This window comes from Rhodoferax aquaticus (genome assembly GCF_006974105.1).
Taxonomy (GTDB): domain Bacteria; phylum Pseudomonadota; class Gammaproteobacteria; order Burkholderiales; family Burkholderiaceae_C; genus Allorhodoferax; species Allorhodoferax aquaticus_A.
In genome coordinates, this window is sequence record NZ_CP036282.1 from 290,709 (window position 1) to 306,953 (window position 16,245).

Here is a 16,245-nt window from a genome sequence, read left to right on the forward strand (position 1 = left end):
CCAGATTTGCAGCAAACCCACGTATTCATCGCGCATCACCGGATGCTGGTCGCAGCGGTTCTGTCGCCATAAGCCATTGTGAGGAAGCTAACGGCGTGTCTTTGTAAAAACGGCTTTGCAATTGCTGTTGAGTGCTTTGCTATGTGTGCGCCCGCTGGTACGCAGCTTGCCCCTTGCGCTTTGGCCATTTGGAAGAAATGATGCAAGCGCGTGGCGACTTGGGACGATGGATCAGGGGCGACCTGTCTTCAGAACTACCCGTTAGCGCAGGTTGCTAGAGTTTTGATAGCTGCTTGCGCTTGCGGTATGGGCGCTAGAGGCCCATTTGCCTCTGAAGATGCGCTAGCTAAACCACCAAGCGCGAGTACCCAATGCCGCCGCCTTTTTCTACGCGGATTTGGGCAGGAATGCGCTCTTTGAGCGCTTCTACGTGGCTGATGATGCCGATCATCTTGCCGCTGGCGTTGAGCGAGTCCAAGGCGGTGAGGGCAATTTCTAGGGTGTCGCCGTCAAGCGAGCCAAAGCCTTCGTCCAAGAACAGGGAGTCGATGGAGGTCTTGTTGCTCACCAAGTCAGAGAGCGCCAAGGCCAGCGCCAGGCTCACCAAAAAGCCTTCGCCGCCTGAGAGCGTGCGGGTGTCGCGGGCCACGTCGCCTTGCCATGCGTCCACGATGTCTAGCTCCAGCTCGCCGCTGGCCTTGCGGCGCAGCAGGTAGCGGCCATGCAGGCGAGCCAGGTGGCGGTTGGCCAGGTGCAGCAGGTGGTCTAGCGTGAGGCCTTGCGCAAACTTGCGGAACTTGTCGCCCTTGGCAGAGCCTATGAGCCCGTCTAGGCGCTGCCAGATGTCCGCATCTTCGGTGTGCGCGCTGATTTGGGCCAGTAGCTCCTGCTGGTTGTGGCGTTGCTGCGTGTCTTGGGTGAGCAGGGCGCGCTTTGCGCCTATCTGTTCGCTCAAAGTGCTGCGCTGTGCCTCTAGCCTGGCCAGCGTGGTGCTGATGTCTTCCAGCGTCAGCGCTGTGAGGGCTTGGGCCTGCAGTTCTGCATGCTTTGCATGAGCGGCTTGCTCCAGTGCCGTGGCCGCTTGCAGTGCGGATTGCAAGCGGGTGCTAAGCGTGTGCAAACGTTGCCGCTCTGGCTCAGACAAGAGGGCTGCCGCATAAGCCTCGACCGTGGCAAAGGGGCTGGCTTGCAGCGCGGATTGCCATGCCTGTTCGGCACTTGCGAGGGCCTGAGTTTGCTGGTCGAGCGCGACTTGTGCTTGGGTAGTGCGGCCCTCTAGAGCTGCCATGGTTTGTACCAGTGGGTCTATCGACTTGACGCAGGCCTCAAGCGCGGCGGGCACGTCGCTATCGGCCAGCGTGGGCGGGGCAAGTTCTGGCGCTACCTCGCTGCCTTGCAGTGCGGCCCAGCGCTTCGCCCAGGTGTGGGCTTGCGCTTGTGCGCTGTTCCATTGGACTTGCAAGCGGGTGATGGTGTGGTCTAGCCCGTGCAGCTGGCTTTGGGTGTGCTGCCACTGCTGCCACTCGGCGTTGCGGGCGTGCAGCCACGGTGCGGCGTCGGCAGGCCAGTCGTACCCCGCTTCGGCCAGCGTGGCCTGCAGCTGCGCTTGCAATGCTTCAAGTTCCGCTTGCGCTGCGTGCACAGCCTGTGTGAGCGTGGTGTGGCGGGTGTGTGCGTCTTGCAGGGCTTGCTGCAAGAGGGCGTGCTGGTGTTGGGCGGCTTGCAAGGTCTGCGCGGCTTGGTGTGCGGCGCTGCGCGCATGCTGCAGGGCTTGCTCACCCGCTTCGGCCGCTTGCAGATTGAGCTTGATTTGTCCCAAGACCTGCGCAGCACCTTGCTGGCCTGCGGCCAAGGTGTCGGGGTGCTCCCACACGTCGACGGGTAGTGCTGGCTTTGCGCCTAAGGCAGCCAAGGCTGCTGTCCATGCACTGAGCCACGGTGCCACGCGTTGCATGAGTTGGGTGAGCTGTTGGTCACGCTCGGTTTGCTGGGCCTTGGTAGCTTCCAAAGCTGCGGCAGCGGCTTGGCCTTGGGCGACCAAAGCGTCTAGCTCTGCTTGCTTGGTGTGCAGCGCTGCCTCGGTGGCCGATACATCCAAGGCTTGGTAGGCGGAAATGGAGGGGTGCTCGATGGCACCGCACAGCGGGCAGGCCTCGCCCGCTTGCAAGGCGTGGCGGTGGGCGTCCAGGCTTTGGATGCGCTGCTCTTGCGCCAGCAGCAGGCGCTTGTCGGCCACTTGTTCTTTGAGCGACTTGTGTTGCTCGCGCAGCGCCGCGACCACAGCCATCTGCTCAACAACCTTGGCCTCGCCCCGGCGCAAAGCGCTGCTCAACGCTTCTTGTTGCTCGGCAAGTTCGCGCCGTTGGTGGGCCAGTTGGCCGAGGTGCTGCCAGGCATGGGTGCGGCCTTGCTCCGCTTGCCAGTGGGTGCGCAGCTCTGCGATGCTGCGCCCGCCTAAGCGCTGCGTTTGCGCGTCTTCTGCTGTCTGAAGCGCGGCTAAGGAGGTGGTGTGGCCACGGGCCGCGGCTTCCACCGAAGCCACTTGCGCAGCCAAGGCGTGTTGCTGCTGCGTGATCTGACCTAGCTGCGCTTGCACTGCGCTGTGCTGCGCGCCCAGCTTGGCCTGCAGCGTGTCGGCCTGCGCAAACTGCTGGCGCCATAGGGCCAGGCGCTCGCCCAAGTGGGCGTGCTGCGGGTTCGCGGCCAAGTAGTCCGCATGCCGCTGGTGTTCGTGCTGCGCTTGGCTGAGTTGACTTTGCGCGATGTGCTGCACGCGCGCAGCCAGGGTGTGGGCCAGTGCGTGCTGCTGCCGGTGCGCGCTGGCGCTGGCCTTGCGCTGGGCGCTTAAGTCGGCAAGCAAGGCGTGGCTGGCTGCACATGCGCCTTGCGCGTGCTGCCACGCAGCGTGCAGCGGTTGCAAGGCTTGCGCGGGAGCGCTGTCGGCTAGGCCTTGTAGCTCGGGTGCTGCGGCGTGCAGCGCGGCCTGTGCGTCCGCCAAAGCGGCAGTCGCGGCCTGCAACTCTTGCGCGCTACGCGCCACGTTGTGCAGCCACTGGCTTTGGGCTTGGGCGCTGTGGTGCGTGGCTTGCACGGCTGCCAATTCTTGCGCCCAGGCTTCGAGCTGAGTTTCCATGGTGGTGCGCGCCTCAAGGCTCAACAGTGCCACGCCTTGCGCGCGCGCTTTGAGCTGCTCAAGCTGTTGCTTGGCGTCACGCGCGCGCTCAAACACCTGGGCTGAAATGTCGCCATAAATCTCGGTGCCGGTGAGCTCTTCCAGTAGCTCGGCGCGGTCGTTGGCGCTGGCGTTCAAGAAGGCGGCAAAGCCCCCTTGTGCCAACAGCATGGATTTGGTGAAGCGCGCAAAGTCCAGGCCAGTGATGTCGGCCACGCGCCTGAGCTTGTCCACAGTCTGGCTGCTGACAATGCTGCCGCTGCCCGTGGTGGGGTCGATGCGCGCCAGCTCTACCTTTGGGTCTTGCAGTGCGCCGTCTGGCTTGTCGCGGGCGCGGCGCTGGCTCCAAAACGCGCGGTACACCGCGCCTTTGACTTCAAACTCCACCTCGGCCAAGCAGTCGGCGGTGTGGCGCGTCATGATGTCGTTGGAAGCTTTAGACACGCTCTTCAAGCGCGGTGTCTCGTGGTACAGCGCCAAGCAAATCGCGTCGAGCAGGGTGGATTTGCCCGCGCCCGTGGGGCCGGTAATGGCGAACAGGCTGTTCTCAACAAAGGGCGCTTGGGTGAAGTCAATCGTCCACTCGCCTTTGAGCGAGTTGAGGTTTTTGAGCCGCAGCTTGAGGATCTTCATACCGCGTCCTCCGTCAGGCTTTTGAGCACTTCGCGGTAGCGCTGGTCTAGGGCGGCGTGCAGCTCGGGGCTCAAGTCTTCTTGTGCCAAGCGTTTGGCAAACACGTCATGCGGGCTGAGTTCGTCCAGCGTCTCCAGCGCCTCTTGCACCAGCGCGGCAGCGGCCGTGCCACGCTGGCGGCGCACGCGCAGCACCTCCACCGGCAGGCCTTGGGTGATGGCGCTGACGCGGGCGGGCAGGTCGCTCACGTAGTCGTCTTCCATCACCGTGACTTCCAGCCACACAGGTTTCTCGGCGCTGCCTTGCGCAGCGGCGCTGGCAATGGCCTGGGCCAAGGCGTCCAAGTTGCCGCTGACAGAGAGCAGGGGCTGAAAGCGCGGCACCTCCAGCGGCGTGACAGCTTGCAAACCGCTGGCGTCTAGGTCGACCAAGAGCACTTCTTTGGTTTGCTTGGCCTCGTCAAAACCCAGGGGGATGGGCGAGCCGCAGTAGCGGATGTGCGCGAGGCCACCCACCTTTTGCGGCTTGTGGATATGGCCCAAAGCTACGTAGTCCACCGGCGGAAATGCCGAGGTGGGAAAGGCCTCCAGCGCGCCCACATAAATCTCACGCACCGACTCGTTGCTACTCGCCCCCACGGTGGTCAGGTGCCCGGTGGCTATCAGCGGCACCGTGCGGCCCAGTGTGATGTGCAGCTCGGCTTGGCGTGCCCGCCCGGCCTGCACCACCGCCTCGTAATAGCCTTGCAGCGCGGCCTGCATAGAAAGCTGCTTGTCGTGTGCGCTTTGCCCCGCTTGGCTTTGCATGACGTCGCGCGGGCGCACGAAGGGCACCGCACACACAATGCAGCCGGGCTCGCCCTTGCCGCCACGGGCCGGCAGCACCACCAGCTGGTCTTCGGGCTTGCCCACCGCTGCCACCACAGTGGTACTGAGGCAGGCCAGCATGGCGCGGCTCTCGCCCAGTGTGGCCACCGAGTCGTGGTTGCCGCCCAGCAGCAGCAGGGCCACGCCCGCGCTGTGCAAGCGCACCACCAGCTGGCTGTACAACTCACGCGCATAGCTAGGCGGCGCACCGGTGTCAAAAATGTCGCCCGCAATCAGCACCGCATCTACCGCATGCGCGTCCACTGCGCCCAGCAGCCAGTCCACCAAAGCTTGGTGTTCTGCCTGTCGGCTCTTGCCCATAAAGTGCTGGCCCAAATGCCAGTCTGAGGTGTGGAGGATGCGCATGGTCAGTTTCAAATAGGGATGCCCCGGTGGGCGAGGGCAGTCTGGTGGAAGCAATGATTTTGTCTGTGGATCGGTGCGTTTGCGCCCCTGTGGCGGACTTATTTTTAAGGTGGCTTTGCGCGGCGCATCGTGGTCTCAAAAGCGCATGGCGCTGAGTGCGGTTAGAGTGCGAGCCCACGTTTGATTGTTTCCATGCCCCAGCCACCGCTGCCTTTGCCTTTGACCGACTCACCCCGTCCCGCCCTTATGCCGCACGCTGTCTCGCGCTTGCGGGCGGAGCGCTTGGCGCGCAGTGCCAAGCCATTTCTGGCGCGCGGCGGTATCAAAGGGGAACGCTGCGCGGGCTGCCGCTTGGTGCCCAGCCACTGCATCTGTGCCTTGCGCCCCATGCTGCCCACGCACGCGGGCATGTGTTTGCTCATGGCCGACATTGAGCCGCTCAAGCCTAGCAACACGGGCTGGCTGATTGCCGATGTGGTGCCCGATACCTTTGCCTTTGGCTGGGCCCGCACCGAGGTAGCCCCCGCGCTGCTGACGCTCTTAGCCGACCCGCAGTGGCAGCCTTATGTGGTGTTTCCGGGGGAGTTTGTGCCGCCTGAGCGCGTGGTGCATGCTTTGCCCGTGCCGGGCGATGCGGATGCCAAGGCCAAGCGCCCCTTGTTCATCTTGCTAGACGCCACCTGGGCCGAGGCGCGCAAGATGTTTCGCAAAAGCCCCTACCTCAACCCGTTTCCGGTGCTGAGCTTGCAGCCCGAGCAGATCTCGCGCTACCAGCTGCGCCGCTCGCGCCGCGATGACCACTTCTGCACCAGCGAGGTGGCCTCCCTGTGCCTAGACCTAGCGGGTGAAACCGTGGCGGCGCAAACGCTAGAGAGCTACCTGGGCATCTACACCCACCACTACCTGCAAGCCAAACACCAACTCCCACCTAACCGCGACAGTGCAGACCACCTGCGCCTTGCCCAGCTAAAGGGCGGTTGAATCACCCGGGCTTGCGCTATCCGAAGCAGCCATGCACCGCGCAACTCGGCTACCCCATTGGGTGCCCGAGGCGAGTCCTTTGCGCAAGGTCCTTGGTTTCACTACAACTTTCTTCCAAGAACTAAAATCAATGAAGTTGAACTAGACGGTATCAATAAATACCACTTAGTTCATAAGGATACTGTTTTGTATAGAATTCGCGTGCACCACATGTTTGGCGGGTTTCGATGATTGAATTCTTCGGAGAATTTATGAAAAAGCTATGTATCGCGTCGGTGTTGTCTCTCGGCGTGGCACTGTCCGCACAGGCCAAAGACTGGGTGGACACAGCGCTTGCCGCTGGCAGTTTCACGACTTTAGCGACGGCATTGGGTGCACACCCACCGACACCGGAGCCCCGACCATGAAGCCTTTCCGTGCGACAACCTTCAAAATTTTGGTTCCGTGCATCGCCGCGTGCCTCATGGTGTTTGGGACGCCCAGCTTTGCGCAAACGCAGGAACCCCCGTCTGCTGTGGTTGCGCCTGCTGAGTTGGCCGCCTACGGCGCTGGTTGGCGAGCTGCGGGCAGCGGTGTGCTTCGGTTCTTTGGCTTCAAAGCCTACGATGCCACTTTGTGGCTGCCCTCTGCGAATGCGCCCTTTGCATTCACCCGACCATTTGCCCTAGAGATTCGCTATGCCACCCGCATCAAAGGGCGAGACATTTCCAACACCTCTTTGATTGAGCTGCAGCGCATCAGTGCTTCGTCCCCAGAACAGATCGTGGCTTGGGGCGCTTGGATGGATGCGACCTTCACCGACGTTAAGGCGGGCGATCAACTCATTGGCGTGCATGTGCCGGGCAATGGTGCCCGTTTCTTCCTCAACGGGCGGTTGATTGGAGAAACCCAAGACACTGCCTTCAGTGAGGCGTTCTTCAAGATCTGGTTAGACCCCAAAACCAAGCGTCCTGACTTGCGTGCCGCCTTGCTCGCACAAGATGCCCCGCCAAAGCCCTAGGCCATGGGTAAAGCGCCGTACTCCATTGCGTGCTTGGGACTGGCGCTGGCAGTGGCGCTGCTGGTCGGCTGTACGAGTCTGGCCCCCAATTCGCGGCATCTCTCCACCGAACCCCTCGCTCCAGAAGAACGCGATTGCGTCGCATGGTTGACGCAACTGGATGCCACAGTGGCGCAAGCGCAAGTTGCCGATGCGCAAGAGGCCCGCGTTGCTGGCCATCCGCACTTGCGCACCAACCGGTTTACCGCAGCACTGGCGCAGGATGCACGCGTGGACGATGCAGCTTTTGTCCGCGAGGTACTGCCCGCCATGCGTGCGCTGGACCGTGCGGCCCGGGCAGCCGAAATCAGCAACCTGCCCGACATGACCTTGGGCCTGCTGCGAGCAACGCGCGTCGATGTGCTGCAACGCACCGAAGCTTGTGCATCGCGGCTCATGGAGGTGCTAAAACCAGCACGCAGTTCCGTGGCCGTTGCGTCCAGCTACCGTGCTGGCCAACGGTTCTTGGGGGCCTATGCCCTTGCGCGCTACCCCTTCACCGCCGGGGTGGAGCGCGAGCTGCGTGCGGTAAGCGCCGCCTTCACCCGGCCCTTGCAAACACCGGATGGCGGCAAGCTAGTGCGCTATGTGCCACTGGACAGGCCGGTGGACACCGGAGAAGAGGCCTTGCTGTTGCACCAGCACCAGCCCGTATTCGAGAAGGAAGAAACGCTGCCCGACGACCAGATCGGCGCGCTCGCGTGGGACCCTGCCCAAGGCCGCCCAGCGGTGCAAACCAGCCAGCCCACGGTGTACACCGCTGTGAGCTACACCCGCTACAAGGGGCAGACCTTGCGGCAACTGGTGTACACCGTGTGGTTTGGTGCGCGGCCTGCGAGCCGCCCTGGCGACCTGTTGGCAGGCCACCTCGATGGATTGATTTGGCGCGTGACGCTGGGCCCGCGCAACCAGGTGCTGCTCTACGACACCATCCACCCTTGCGGCTGCTACCACTACTTCATCACCACACCTTCTGCGCAGGCAATTGCTGCACCGCCCGATGAACTTGAATGGGCATTTGTGCCGCAAACATTGGCAGCACCTCAAGCCACTGAACGGGTGGTGCTGCGCATTGCCACGCGCACGCACTACTTGGAACGGGTGAGCCTGGAGCCGAGTGCAAGCGTCGGAAACGCTGCAGTGCACCAGGTGCCCCTGGCAGTGCTGCCGCAAGACGCACTGCGCGCCCTGCCGCAGCGCACAGCGGGCCCACTTGGCGATGCCCTTGCCACCCGCAGTGCTTACGGCCATGATGGATTGATCCCCGGTACCCAGCGGGGAGAGCGCTTTATCTTTTGGCCCATGGGGATTGCGTCTGCCGGGCAAATGCGCCAATGGGGACACCACGCCACAGCGTTTGTGGGAGAGCGCCATTTTGATGATGCGCACCTGTTGGAGCGCAGGTTTGAGCTGCTGATGGAGCCCATGCTTCCGTGAAGCACGGCGCAGCCCTTGGTCCACCCCGGCGCTGCTGCGCTCAGGGCAGGCCGGTTTACATGCCCAGGGACTTGAGCAACTCGTCTTGGTCGTCGAGGGCGGCCGGCGCGGCTGCCTGCTCGGGAACGGCCGCGTTGGTTTGTGCAATCAGCTCATCTGGGTTAACTTGCTCCTCCGCATCAAAATCATGCAACTTGATGAACTCGGTGCGGTCAATGGCCAGCTCAAGGTAGAAGATGTTGTTCTTGCCGGTGTAAAAGGTCACGCGGCGCGACTCGGGTTGGTCTAGCTGGGTGTCCACGCTCAACATCACTTGTTTGGTCAGCACCAGCATTTTGGGCTGGCTCTGGGTGATATTGGTTTGCAGCTCACGGCGAACTTTGCTGGTGAAATCGCCCACCATTTGGTTCATCAGCTCCCCGAGGATGTTGCTGACCTCGTCGGAGGTATGGGAGTTAGCCAGCTCACTTTTGGGCATGCCCATGCTCAGCATATAACTCTCATAGAGTTCCATCGCTGCCGAAGACGAGAAGTTCAGCACCACCAGACCCGAAAACCCACCGTCAAACAGAACAAAACAGCCTATGTCGGGCTTGAGGCAAATTTTGCCAATCCGCTGCACCATGCCGGAGTATTGGATCGGACACTGGGTGGCCACCGACAGCACCCGGGTGACCGAATTGCATAGGCTGGTGAGAATGTCTTCGGTGCCGTAGACAACGGCTGGCTCTTGCCAAATTTTTACCATGATGTGCCTCTCTAATCCAAGGCACCAATGTACAGCGCCAAACGCTGGAGTCAATCAGAGAATTCCACCCCTTTCAGCGTGTGTTTCATAGCCGCCCTTGCGCTTTCAAGGTATTTGCGCGATCGCGTATGCCGCTCTGACCTAGGTGCAAGCTTTGGGGGCTGGTGTGCACCGAGTACGGCCCCATGTGCAAATCGTGGGGATGTGGCTCGCCGGTGCCAAACACCAGCACGGTGTCGGTCTGCGCCGTGAGGGTGATTGACGCATTGCCCTCTTCAAACACGGCCAAATCGCCGGTGCTCAGCGGGCTAGGCGCGGACAAGTGGCCTTCCCCCACCGCCAGCCATGCCACCGTGTGACCCGCTGGGGGCGTGTAGGTCCAAGATTCGCCTGCGCTCAGGTGTACGCCCAGGTAGCCCATGTTGGAGGGCGCGGCTATGGGGCTGGTGTGGCCGCCATAGCTGCCGAGCAGTACGCGCGCCGGGCCTGCGTGCGGAATGTCTTGCGGGTCCAGGTACTGGCTGTAGGCGCTGGCAAGCTCTAGCGCAGGCGGCATGGCCACCCACAGCTGAAAGCCCAGCACCCGCCCTTGGTCTGCGGGGCCGCCACGGTGCCACACGCCGCCGCCGGCCATCATCCATTCCACGCCACCCGTGGGCAGCACCCCACGGGCACCGTGCTCACCGGTGGTGTCTTCGTACTGGGCGCGGCCGTCGATCAAATACGTCAAGGTGGCAATGCCCGAGTGTGGGTGCATGCCAAATTGCGGCTTGGGTCCCCCCGCGGGTGCTTCAAACCTGTCCAGAAAAATAAAGGGCTTGATAAGCTCGCCCACATCGCCAGGGCTGACCAAACGCGTAATTGGGCCGTGGCTGCTTCCGCGTGTGCGGTGCACGATGCGGCGCTCTGTGGTGGAAGAGAAGGTCATGTTGTGCTCCATAAAAGTGGGTTGAACCCATGCCTGTAGCTTAGGATGCAGCCTATTGCTTGTGTAGACGCAATAAATGAATTTCACTGTGCCATTTTTGAGCGTAATACCGTGATTGACCTCAACCAAATCGCCCTGTTTGTGCAGGTGGTGCAAGCGGGTAGCTTTGCCCAAGCCGCGCGACGCCTGGGTGTGCCGCCCACCACCTTGAGCCGCCAAGTGGCGCAGCTTGAAGACACGCTGCAGGCGCGGCTGCTGCAGCGCACCACGCGCAAACTGAGCCTGACCGATGCGGGCCGCACCTTGTTTGACCGCGCGGTGACGCAAATTGACGCATTGGCCGACGCGGCTGCCGCGCTCAGCGGCGAAAGCCAAACGCCTAAGGGCGCGGTGCGGGTGGCCGCCACGGCGGGGTTTTTTGAGTCGTTTCGCATGCAGTGGGTGCAAGAGTTTTTGCAGCGCTACCCCCAAGTGCAGCTGGAGTTTGTCCTCAGCGATGGCATGGCTGACTTTGTGGGCGAGGGCATTGATGTGGCCTTTCGTGGCAGCGCCGAGTTGCCAGACTCCAGCTTGGTGGCCCGCCGCTTGGCCAGCGGAACTTTGGCTTTGGCGGCTAGCCCCGCCTACCTGGCCGAGCGCGGTACCCCGGCCGATGCTTGGGCGCTGACCCAGCACGACTGCATACGCGCCAGCGGCAAAGCGGGCCCGTCGCTCTGGCGCTTGGTGGGGCCAGAGGGGCCGGTGCAAGTGCCCGTGACGGGCCGGTTTTGCGCCAATACCGGCATGGCCCAGCGCCAAGCGGCAGAGGCGGGCCTAGGCATTTGCTTGCTGCCCTTCAACTTGCTGCAGACCAGCATTCAAACAGGCCGTCTGGTGGAGGTGTTGCCGGGTATAGCGAGCAGCGTGGGCAACCTGTATGTGGTCTACCCCAGCCGCCGCCATGTGCCGCCTGCGGTGACCGCTTTTGTGGACATGGTGGTGGAGCGCATGGTGCCCTTGGCGGCGCAACTGGGCGCTCAGCCTGCTACTTAGGGCCCACGCGTTGGCAGCCCGCGGTGTGCTTGCGCCTGCGAGGCAATGGCTGCGCGTGCATCCGTGTCCAGCCGCGCCAGGTTCTTGAGCTGCATGGCCATGCGGGGGTTCTTTTTTAATAGATATTCGTGGCGTGCCAAGAAGTCCCAGTACAGGGTGGTGAAAGGGCAGGCCTGTGGTCCGGTCGATTGCGCAGGGTCGTATTTGCAGCCTGCGCAGTGGTTGCTCATGCGTTGGATGTATTTGCCGCTGGCCACATAGGGCTTGCTTGCCATCAGGCCACCGTCACTGAACTGGCCCATGCCCAGTGTGTTGGGCAACTCCACCCACTCCACCGCGTCCACATACACACTGAGGTACCAGGCGTGCACCGCCTGTGGCCGCACACCGCGTAGCAGCGCGTAGAGCCCCGTCACCATCAGGCGCTGGATGTGGTGGGCGTAGCCGTGTTCCAGTGTTTGGGTGATGGCGTCTTGGAGGCAGGCCATATCGGTGTCGCCCGTCCAGTACCACGCGGGCAAGTCGGCCTGCGCGTCCAAGGCATTGCGCTCCAGGTAGCTGGGCATTTGGGTCCAGTAGATGCCGCGCACATACTCGCGCCAGCCCAGAATCTGCCGAATAAAACCCTCCACCGCGGCCAGCGGTGCGTGGCCGCTGCGGTAGGCGTCTTCGGCGGCCTGCACCACTTCGCGCGGGTTCAACAGCTTGAGGTTGAGCGCGCAGCTCAGGTGTGAGTGGTACAGCCAGGCTTCGCCTGCCCACATGGCGTCTTCGTACTTGCCAAACAAGGGCAAACGCTCGGCAATAAAGGCCTGCAACGCCACCAGTGCCTGCTCGCGGGTGACCGGCCAGCCAAAGCTGTTGAGCAGGCCGGGGTGGCTCGCAAATTGGGTGTTGACCAAAGCGATGACAGCTTGCGTGGTGGCGTCTGGCGCAAACCGGGTGGGCGCTGGCACGTTCTGTGGCCCTTGCTTGCCAAATGACTCGCGGTTGTCTGCATCAAAGTTCCATTGGCCACCGATGGGTGCATCGCCGTCCATCAGGATGCGGTGCTTGTGCCGGAGTTCGCGGTACCAGTACTCTAGGCGCAGCTGTTTGCGGCCCTTGGCGTGGGCTGCAAATTCGCGCACGGTGCTGAAAAAGTGCGTGTCATCGCGCAGGTCCAGCGGCAGCTGGTGCCGGGCCGCCACGGCGCGCAAGTCTTGCAGCACGCGCCAGTCGCCGGGGGCCGTCAGCACCAGGCCAACGGGCTGGTAACGGGCAATAGCGTGGGCGAGTTGCAAGGCCAGCGTGCCTTGGTTGTCGGGGTCGTCTAGGCGTGTGTAGGCCACGGGCAGGCCTTGCCGTAGCAACGCGTCTGCAAAGTGGCGCATAGCGCTTAGGAACACGGCGACGCGTTGCTTGGCCGACCACACATGGGTGGACTCTTCGCGCACCTCGGCCATCCACACCAGGTCTTGGGCAGCGTCAAAGCCCTGCAGCGCGGTGGACTGCAGATCCAGCTGGTCACCCAACACAATGACCAGCTTGCGTACGCGGGTCGGCACGGCGGCAGACAGCGGGGCGCTCATGGCGTTTGCTTCAACGTCTTTTTGGCGCGGCAAGCGTCTGAGCAGTACAGCACGCTCTCCCAGTTTTTGGCCCAGGCCTTGCGCCAGGTCATGGTGCGGCCACACACCGCGCAGGGCTTGCGGGGCAGGGATTGCTTATTGCCTTTGAAGTCGTTTTTCATGGGGGTGGTGCTTACAGTTCTCGCGGCTCAGGCAAACAGGTCGCCCTGTGGTGATGGGGCGTCCGTCGCCACCAGGGGTGCATGGTCATGCACCCGCAAATCGCGTTTGAACCAGACCAGCGCCCGCGTGCTTGCCATGGCTGTTGCAGCCTAGGGCCGCGTGTGGCTCGCGCGGTGGCGCAAATGCACAGCCCCGCGCAGGGCCGCATGCTTGGTGGTGCGCCCGGCCATGCGCTTGCGCCACATGCGAAAAGACGATGGCTTCATGTGCCTGCGCATCAGGTCAATCACCGCAGATTCGTTGCGGCCGAACTGGGCTTCAATCGCTTCAAAACTGGTGCGGTCTTCCCACGCCATTTCCACAATGCGCGAGACCTCGCCCTCCGTCAAAGACCAGATGCCTGGCGTGCTCGCACGGGTCATGCTGCCAATGCCACAGCGCCCAGAACGCAAGCCGCGCTAGCGATGCAGGTCAGCACCAAGCGCATGGGCAACCAGCCTTGCAGTGCAAAGCGTGGGTACACCTGCCGGTCTACTGCCAAGCAGGTCCACAAGGCAGCCGCCAGCACATAAGCCCCCAGCACGGGTGGCAGCAACAAGGCCAACCACGCCACCAGGCTGGGTAGCACCCCCCAAACCCATGTGAGGGTGCGGTTGTGGGGTTCGCGCATGGCCAGTCCCCAGTGGATCGCACCTAAAAAGCTCACGATGGTGGCCCCATACGAGAGCAAAGCGTAGAGCACTCGGCCTTGCTGCTCTGCGGCTACGAGGTGCATGGCCACTGCGCAGCCCACAAACGGCAGCAGACCGGCATAGCCCAATGCCAGCACGGCGGCGTTGGGGCGCTGGGTGGATGGGGTGTTCATACGGGGTCTGGCTCTTGCGCAGCTTGAGGGGGAGGTGGCGTTGTGTCGTGTGCCACAGCAGGTGTGGGGCGGCACATTTTTTCGCCGTCCCACTGTTGGCCGCACCAGCAGCGGCCTTTCGCATCAATGATGCAGGTGCCTGTGCCGCAGCAGCGTTCGTCGTCTTGCATAAGAGGTCTCCAAAGGGTCCGGGGCTGGTGGTTGATTGGTTGAACCGTGGATTTTGTCGCTTTGAGCGCAAGGCCGCGCGCTCTAAGGGAATTGCCCCCATCAGGGTCTAGTGCTGCGGCGATACTTAGCCCGTGCGCTTGATGGACAGACCCCGGTGGGCTGGGCGTTTCACGGATGGAGAATCTTGCCCATGCAGTCTGCAACGGCCGATGTGTTTGACGAGGCGTATTACCAGCGCTTTTACTTTGATAAAAAAACCAGCGTGGTCGACCCTGGCCATGTGCAGCGCTTGGGCGCGTTTGTGTGCAGCTACTTGCAGTACCTGCGCGTGCCGGTGAAGCGTGTGCTGGATGTGGGCTGTGGCATTGGCCTGTGGCGCGATGTGGTGGGCAAGCACTACCCGCAAGCGCGCTACCAAGGCGTGGAGTTCAGCACCTACCTGTGCGAGCGCTATGGGTGGGCGCAGGGCTCGGTGGTGGACTACCGGGCCAAGTCGCCGTTTGACTTGGTGATATGCCAAGGTGTGTTGCCCTACCTCAGCGCACCAGACTTGCAGCGGGCCTTGGCCAACTTAGGTGCTTTGTGCCACGGTGCCTTGTACATCGAAGCTGTGACCCGCGAGGACTGGGAGCAAGACGTGGTGGACGACACCTTGACCGACCCACGCCTGCTCAAACACCCTGCCAAGTTGTACCGCACGGGCTTGCAAGCCCACTTTATCGAGATAGGCGGAGGGCTGTGGCTCAGCCGCAAGGCCGAGCTTCCGCTGTTTGCGCTGGAGCGTGCGGGCCCTTAACGGGCGAGCACGCCCAGCTGCCTATTGCAGCGTTTCCAAGCGCAAGGTGTGCACTGCGCCACGCACTGCGCCAACTTGCCGCAGTGCGGCCAATGCAGCGTCCAGCGCGTTGGGTGATAGCGCTTGGGTTAGCAGCACCACAGCAAGCTGTTCGCCCTTGTCGCTAAACGAGTGCAGCTCTACCTTGGGCAAGCCTGCAGCGTGGCATTGCGCAAGCAGCTCAGTGGGCGAGTAGGTGTGCGCGCCGATGTTAAAGCGCACATAAAACCGGCTCTGCGCATGCCCGGTGTTACACACAGGCAAGGGTTTTAATGCACTGGCTTGAATGCCCAAGTAGGGCACGCGCAACGGTGCAGGCAGCCGCGCGCTGCGACACAGGTCCACCAAGTCGGCAATCACGGCGGAAGCGGTTTGCTCTGAGCCTGCACCTGCGCCGTAGTACATGGTGAGGCCCGCAGCATCGCTTTTCACCATCACCGCGTTCATGGAGCCATGCACCTGGGCCAGCAAATGGTCTTGCGGGAGTAGACAAGGCTGCACCCGCAACTCCAAGCCCTGTTCATTGCGCTTGGCAATGCCCAAGAGCTTGACTTGGTAGCCCAAGCGCGCGGCGTAGTCGATGTCTTCGCCCGTGAGTTGGGTGATGCCTTGGGTATGCACCTGTGCAAATTGCAAAGGCGTGCCAAAGGCGTTGGATGCCAACAGTGCGAGCTTGTGCGCAGCGTCGCCGCCTTCCACGTCCAAGGTGGGGTCGGCTTCTGCAAAGCCTTGGGCCTGGGCATCTGCCAGGGCCTGGGCAAAGCTCACGCCTTGGGTGCGCATGGCCGACAAAATGAAATTGCTGGTGCCGTTGATGATGCCTGCCAACCACTCAATGCGGTTGGCGCTCAAGCCTTCGCGCAAGGCTTTGATGATGGGGATGCTCACCGCCACCGCACCCTCGTACGCCAGCACCACGCCTTGCGCTTGGGCTGCGGCAAAAAGCGCGTTGCCATGCTCGGCCAACAAAGCTTTGTTGGCGGTCACCACATGCTTGCCATTGGCGATGGCGCGAAGCACCAAGTCTTTAGCCACAGTGGTTCCGCCCAGCACTTCCACGACCACGTCCACCTCGGGCAGGTCCACCAGCGCAAACGGGTCGCTCAGCAGGGTGACCTCGGGCGCCAGCAGGGCTTGGGCGCGTGCCGTGTTGCGCACCGCCACAGCGACCACTTCAATGGCTTGGCCCGTGCGCATAGCAATCAGGTCCGCGTTGCGGCGCAGCACGGTGTAGGTGCCCAAGCCCACAGTGCCCAAACCGAGCAGACCTACGCGCAGTGGCGCGATGGATGGGGGCATGGAAGTGGCCGTGGCGGACGGGATTGCCACATGAGGATTGGAACGACTAAACGCAGGATCTTGGTACATCAAACTCTCCAAACAGTTGCTACTCCAGCTGCCTAGCTGGGTTGTTCAGAGAGAAACACCACCAGGCAGCC

The 16,245-nt window shown here is 62.5% G+C and carries 16 protein-coding genes; 5 read left to right on the plus strand and 11 right to left on the minus strand.

The annotated features are described in order from the left end of the window. Nucleotides 1–346: 346 nt before the first annotated feature. Nucleotides 347–3,805, minus strand: a complete 3,459-nt coding sequence (locus EXZ61_RS01355) for an AAA family ATPase (protein ID WP_142808379.1) — start codon at nt 3,803–3,805, stop codon at nt 347–349. After that, nucleotides 3,802–5,037, minus strand: a complete 1,236-nt coding sequence (gene sbcD, locus EXZ61_RS01360) for an exonuclease subunit SbcD (protein ID WP_142808380.1) — start codon at nt 5,035–5,037, stop codon at nt 3,802–3,804. Before sbcD ends, EXZ61_RS01355 begins: the two co-directional genes overlap by 4 nt. Before the next feature lie 192 nt (nt 5,038–5,229). Between sbcD and EXZ61_RS01365 the strand changes: the two genes are divergently transcribed. The 3 genes from EXZ61_RS01365 to EXZ61_RS01375 all read left to right on the plus strand — a co-directional run bounded on the left by EXZ61_RS01365 (nt 5,230) and on the right by EXZ61_RS01375 (nt 8,494). Continuing rightward, nucleotides 5,230–6,018 (plus strand): tRNA-uridine aminocarboxypropyltransferase, encoded by a 789-nt coding sequence (locus EXZ61_RS01365; RefSeq protein ID WP_425353599.1) that lies wholly within the window; start codon nt 5,230–5,232, stop codon nt 6,016–6,018. 403 nt (nt 6,019–6,421) lie between these two features. Next, nucleotides 6,422–7,018, plus strand: coding sequence for a chalcone isomerase family protein (locus EXZ61_RS01370; protein WP_168224665.1), 597 nt, complete (start codon nt 6,422–6,424; stop codon nt 7,016–7,018). Between the two features lie 3 nt (nt 7,019–7,021). Beyond that, on the plus strand, nt 7,022–8,494 hold the full coding sequence (locus EXZ61_RS01375) for a hypothetical protein (protein ID WP_142808382.1): 1,473 nt from the start codon (nt 7,022–7,024) through the stop codon (nt 8,492–8,494). A 55-nt stretch (nt 8,495–8,549) separates the two neighbouring features. Here EXZ61_RS01375 and EXZ61_RS01380 read toward each other — a convergent pair whose 3' ends face one another. Next, the gene (locus tag EXZ61_RS01380) at nt 8,550–9,242 is read right to left on the minus strand and encodes a DUF3334 family protein (protein ID WP_142808383.1); all 693 of its coding nucleotides are present in this window, start codon (nt 9,240–9,242) and stop codon (nt 8,550–8,552) included. A gap of 85 nt (nt 9,243–9,327) precedes the next feature. Then, nucleotides 9,328–10,170, minus strand: a complete 843-nt coding sequence (locus EXZ61_RS01385; protein WP_142808384.1) for a pirin family protein — start codon at nt 10,168–10,170, stop codon at nt 9,328–9,330. 111 nt (nt 10,171–10,281) lie between these two features. Between EXZ61_RS01385 and EXZ61_RS01390 the strand changes: the two genes are divergently transcribed. After that, nucleotides 10,282–11,202 (plus strand): LysR family transcriptional regulator, encoded by a 921-nt coding sequence (locus tag EXZ61_RS01390; protein ID WP_142808385.1) that lies wholly within the window; start codon nt 10,282–10,284, stop codon nt 11,200–11,202. On the opposite strand, the gene EXZ61_RS01395 is transcribed toward EXZ61_RS01390, so the two are convergent. From EXZ61_RS01395 to EXZ61_RS21845, 6 genes are read right to left on the minus strand one after another with little or no spacing between them, the layout of a single operon-like run. After that, the gene (locus EXZ61_RS01395; protein WP_178084828.1) at nt 11,199–12,773 is read right to left on the minus strand and encodes a cryptochrome/photolyase family protein; all 1,575 of its coding nucleotides are present in this window, start codon (nt 12,771–12,773) and stop codon (nt 11,199–11,201) included. The genes EXZ61_RS01390 and EXZ61_RS01395 overlap by 4 nt on opposite strands. Beyond that, nucleotides 12,770–12,934 carry a DUF2256 domain-containing protein gene (locus EXZ61_RS01400; protein ID WP_142808386.1) on the minus strand — a complete coding sequence of 55 codons (165 nt, stop codon included), beginning with the start codon at nt 12,932–12,934 and terminating at the stop codon, nt 12,770–12,772. The genes EXZ61_RS01395 and EXZ61_RS01400 overlap by 4 nt, the downstream gene beginning before the upstream one ends. Before the next feature lie 27 nt (nt 12,935–12,961). Beyond that, a complete protein-coding gene (locus tag EXZ61_RS22330) occupies nt 12,962–13,072 on the minus strand; it encodes a deoxyribodipyrimidine photo-lyase (RefSeq protein WP_142808387.1) in 111 nt (36 codons plus the stop codon). A gap of 12 nt (nt 13,073–13,084) precedes the next feature. Then, nucleotides 13,085–13,357 (minus strand): TIGR03643 family protein, encoded by a 273-nt coding sequence (locus EXZ61_RS01410; protein ID WP_142808388.1) that lies wholly within the window; start codon nt 13,355–13,357, stop codon nt 13,085–13,087. After that, nucleotides 13,354–13,800: a DUF3429 domain-containing protein gene (locus EXZ61_RS01415; RefSeq protein ID WP_142808389.1), complete on the minus strand. Its 447-nt coding sequence runs from the start codon at nt 13,798–13,800 to the stop codon at nt 13,354–13,356. Before EXZ61_RS01415 ends, EXZ61_RS01410 begins: the two co-directional genes overlap by 4 nt. Further along, nucleotides 13,797–13,970, minus strand: a complete 174-nt coding sequence (locus EXZ61_RS21845; RefSeq protein WP_168224642.1) for a hypothetical protein — start codon at nt 13,968–13,970, stop codon at nt 13,797–13,799. Before EXZ61_RS21845 ends, EXZ61_RS01415 begins: the two co-directional genes overlap by 4 nt. Before the next feature lie 191 nt (nt 13,971–14,161). Here EXZ61_RS21845 and EXZ61_RS01420 point away from each other — a divergent pair, with 191 nt between their 5' ends. Further along, on the plus strand, nt 14,162–14,767 hold the full coding sequence (locus tag EXZ61_RS01420) for a class I SAM-dependent methyltransferase (RefSeq protein WP_142808390.1): 606 nt from the start codon (nt 14,162–14,164) through the stop codon (nt 14,765–14,767). 21 nt (nt 14,768–14,788) lie between these two features. On the opposite strand, the gene EXZ61_RS01425 is transcribed toward EXZ61_RS01420, so the two are convergent. Beyond that, the gene (locus EXZ61_RS01425) at nt 14,789–16,174 is read right to left on the minus strand and encodes a homoserine dehydrogenase (protein ID WP_142808391.1); all 1,386 of its coding nucleotides are present in this window, start codon (nt 16,172–16,174) and stop codon (nt 14,789–14,791) included. Nucleotides 16,175–16,245: the final 71 nt, after the last annotated feature.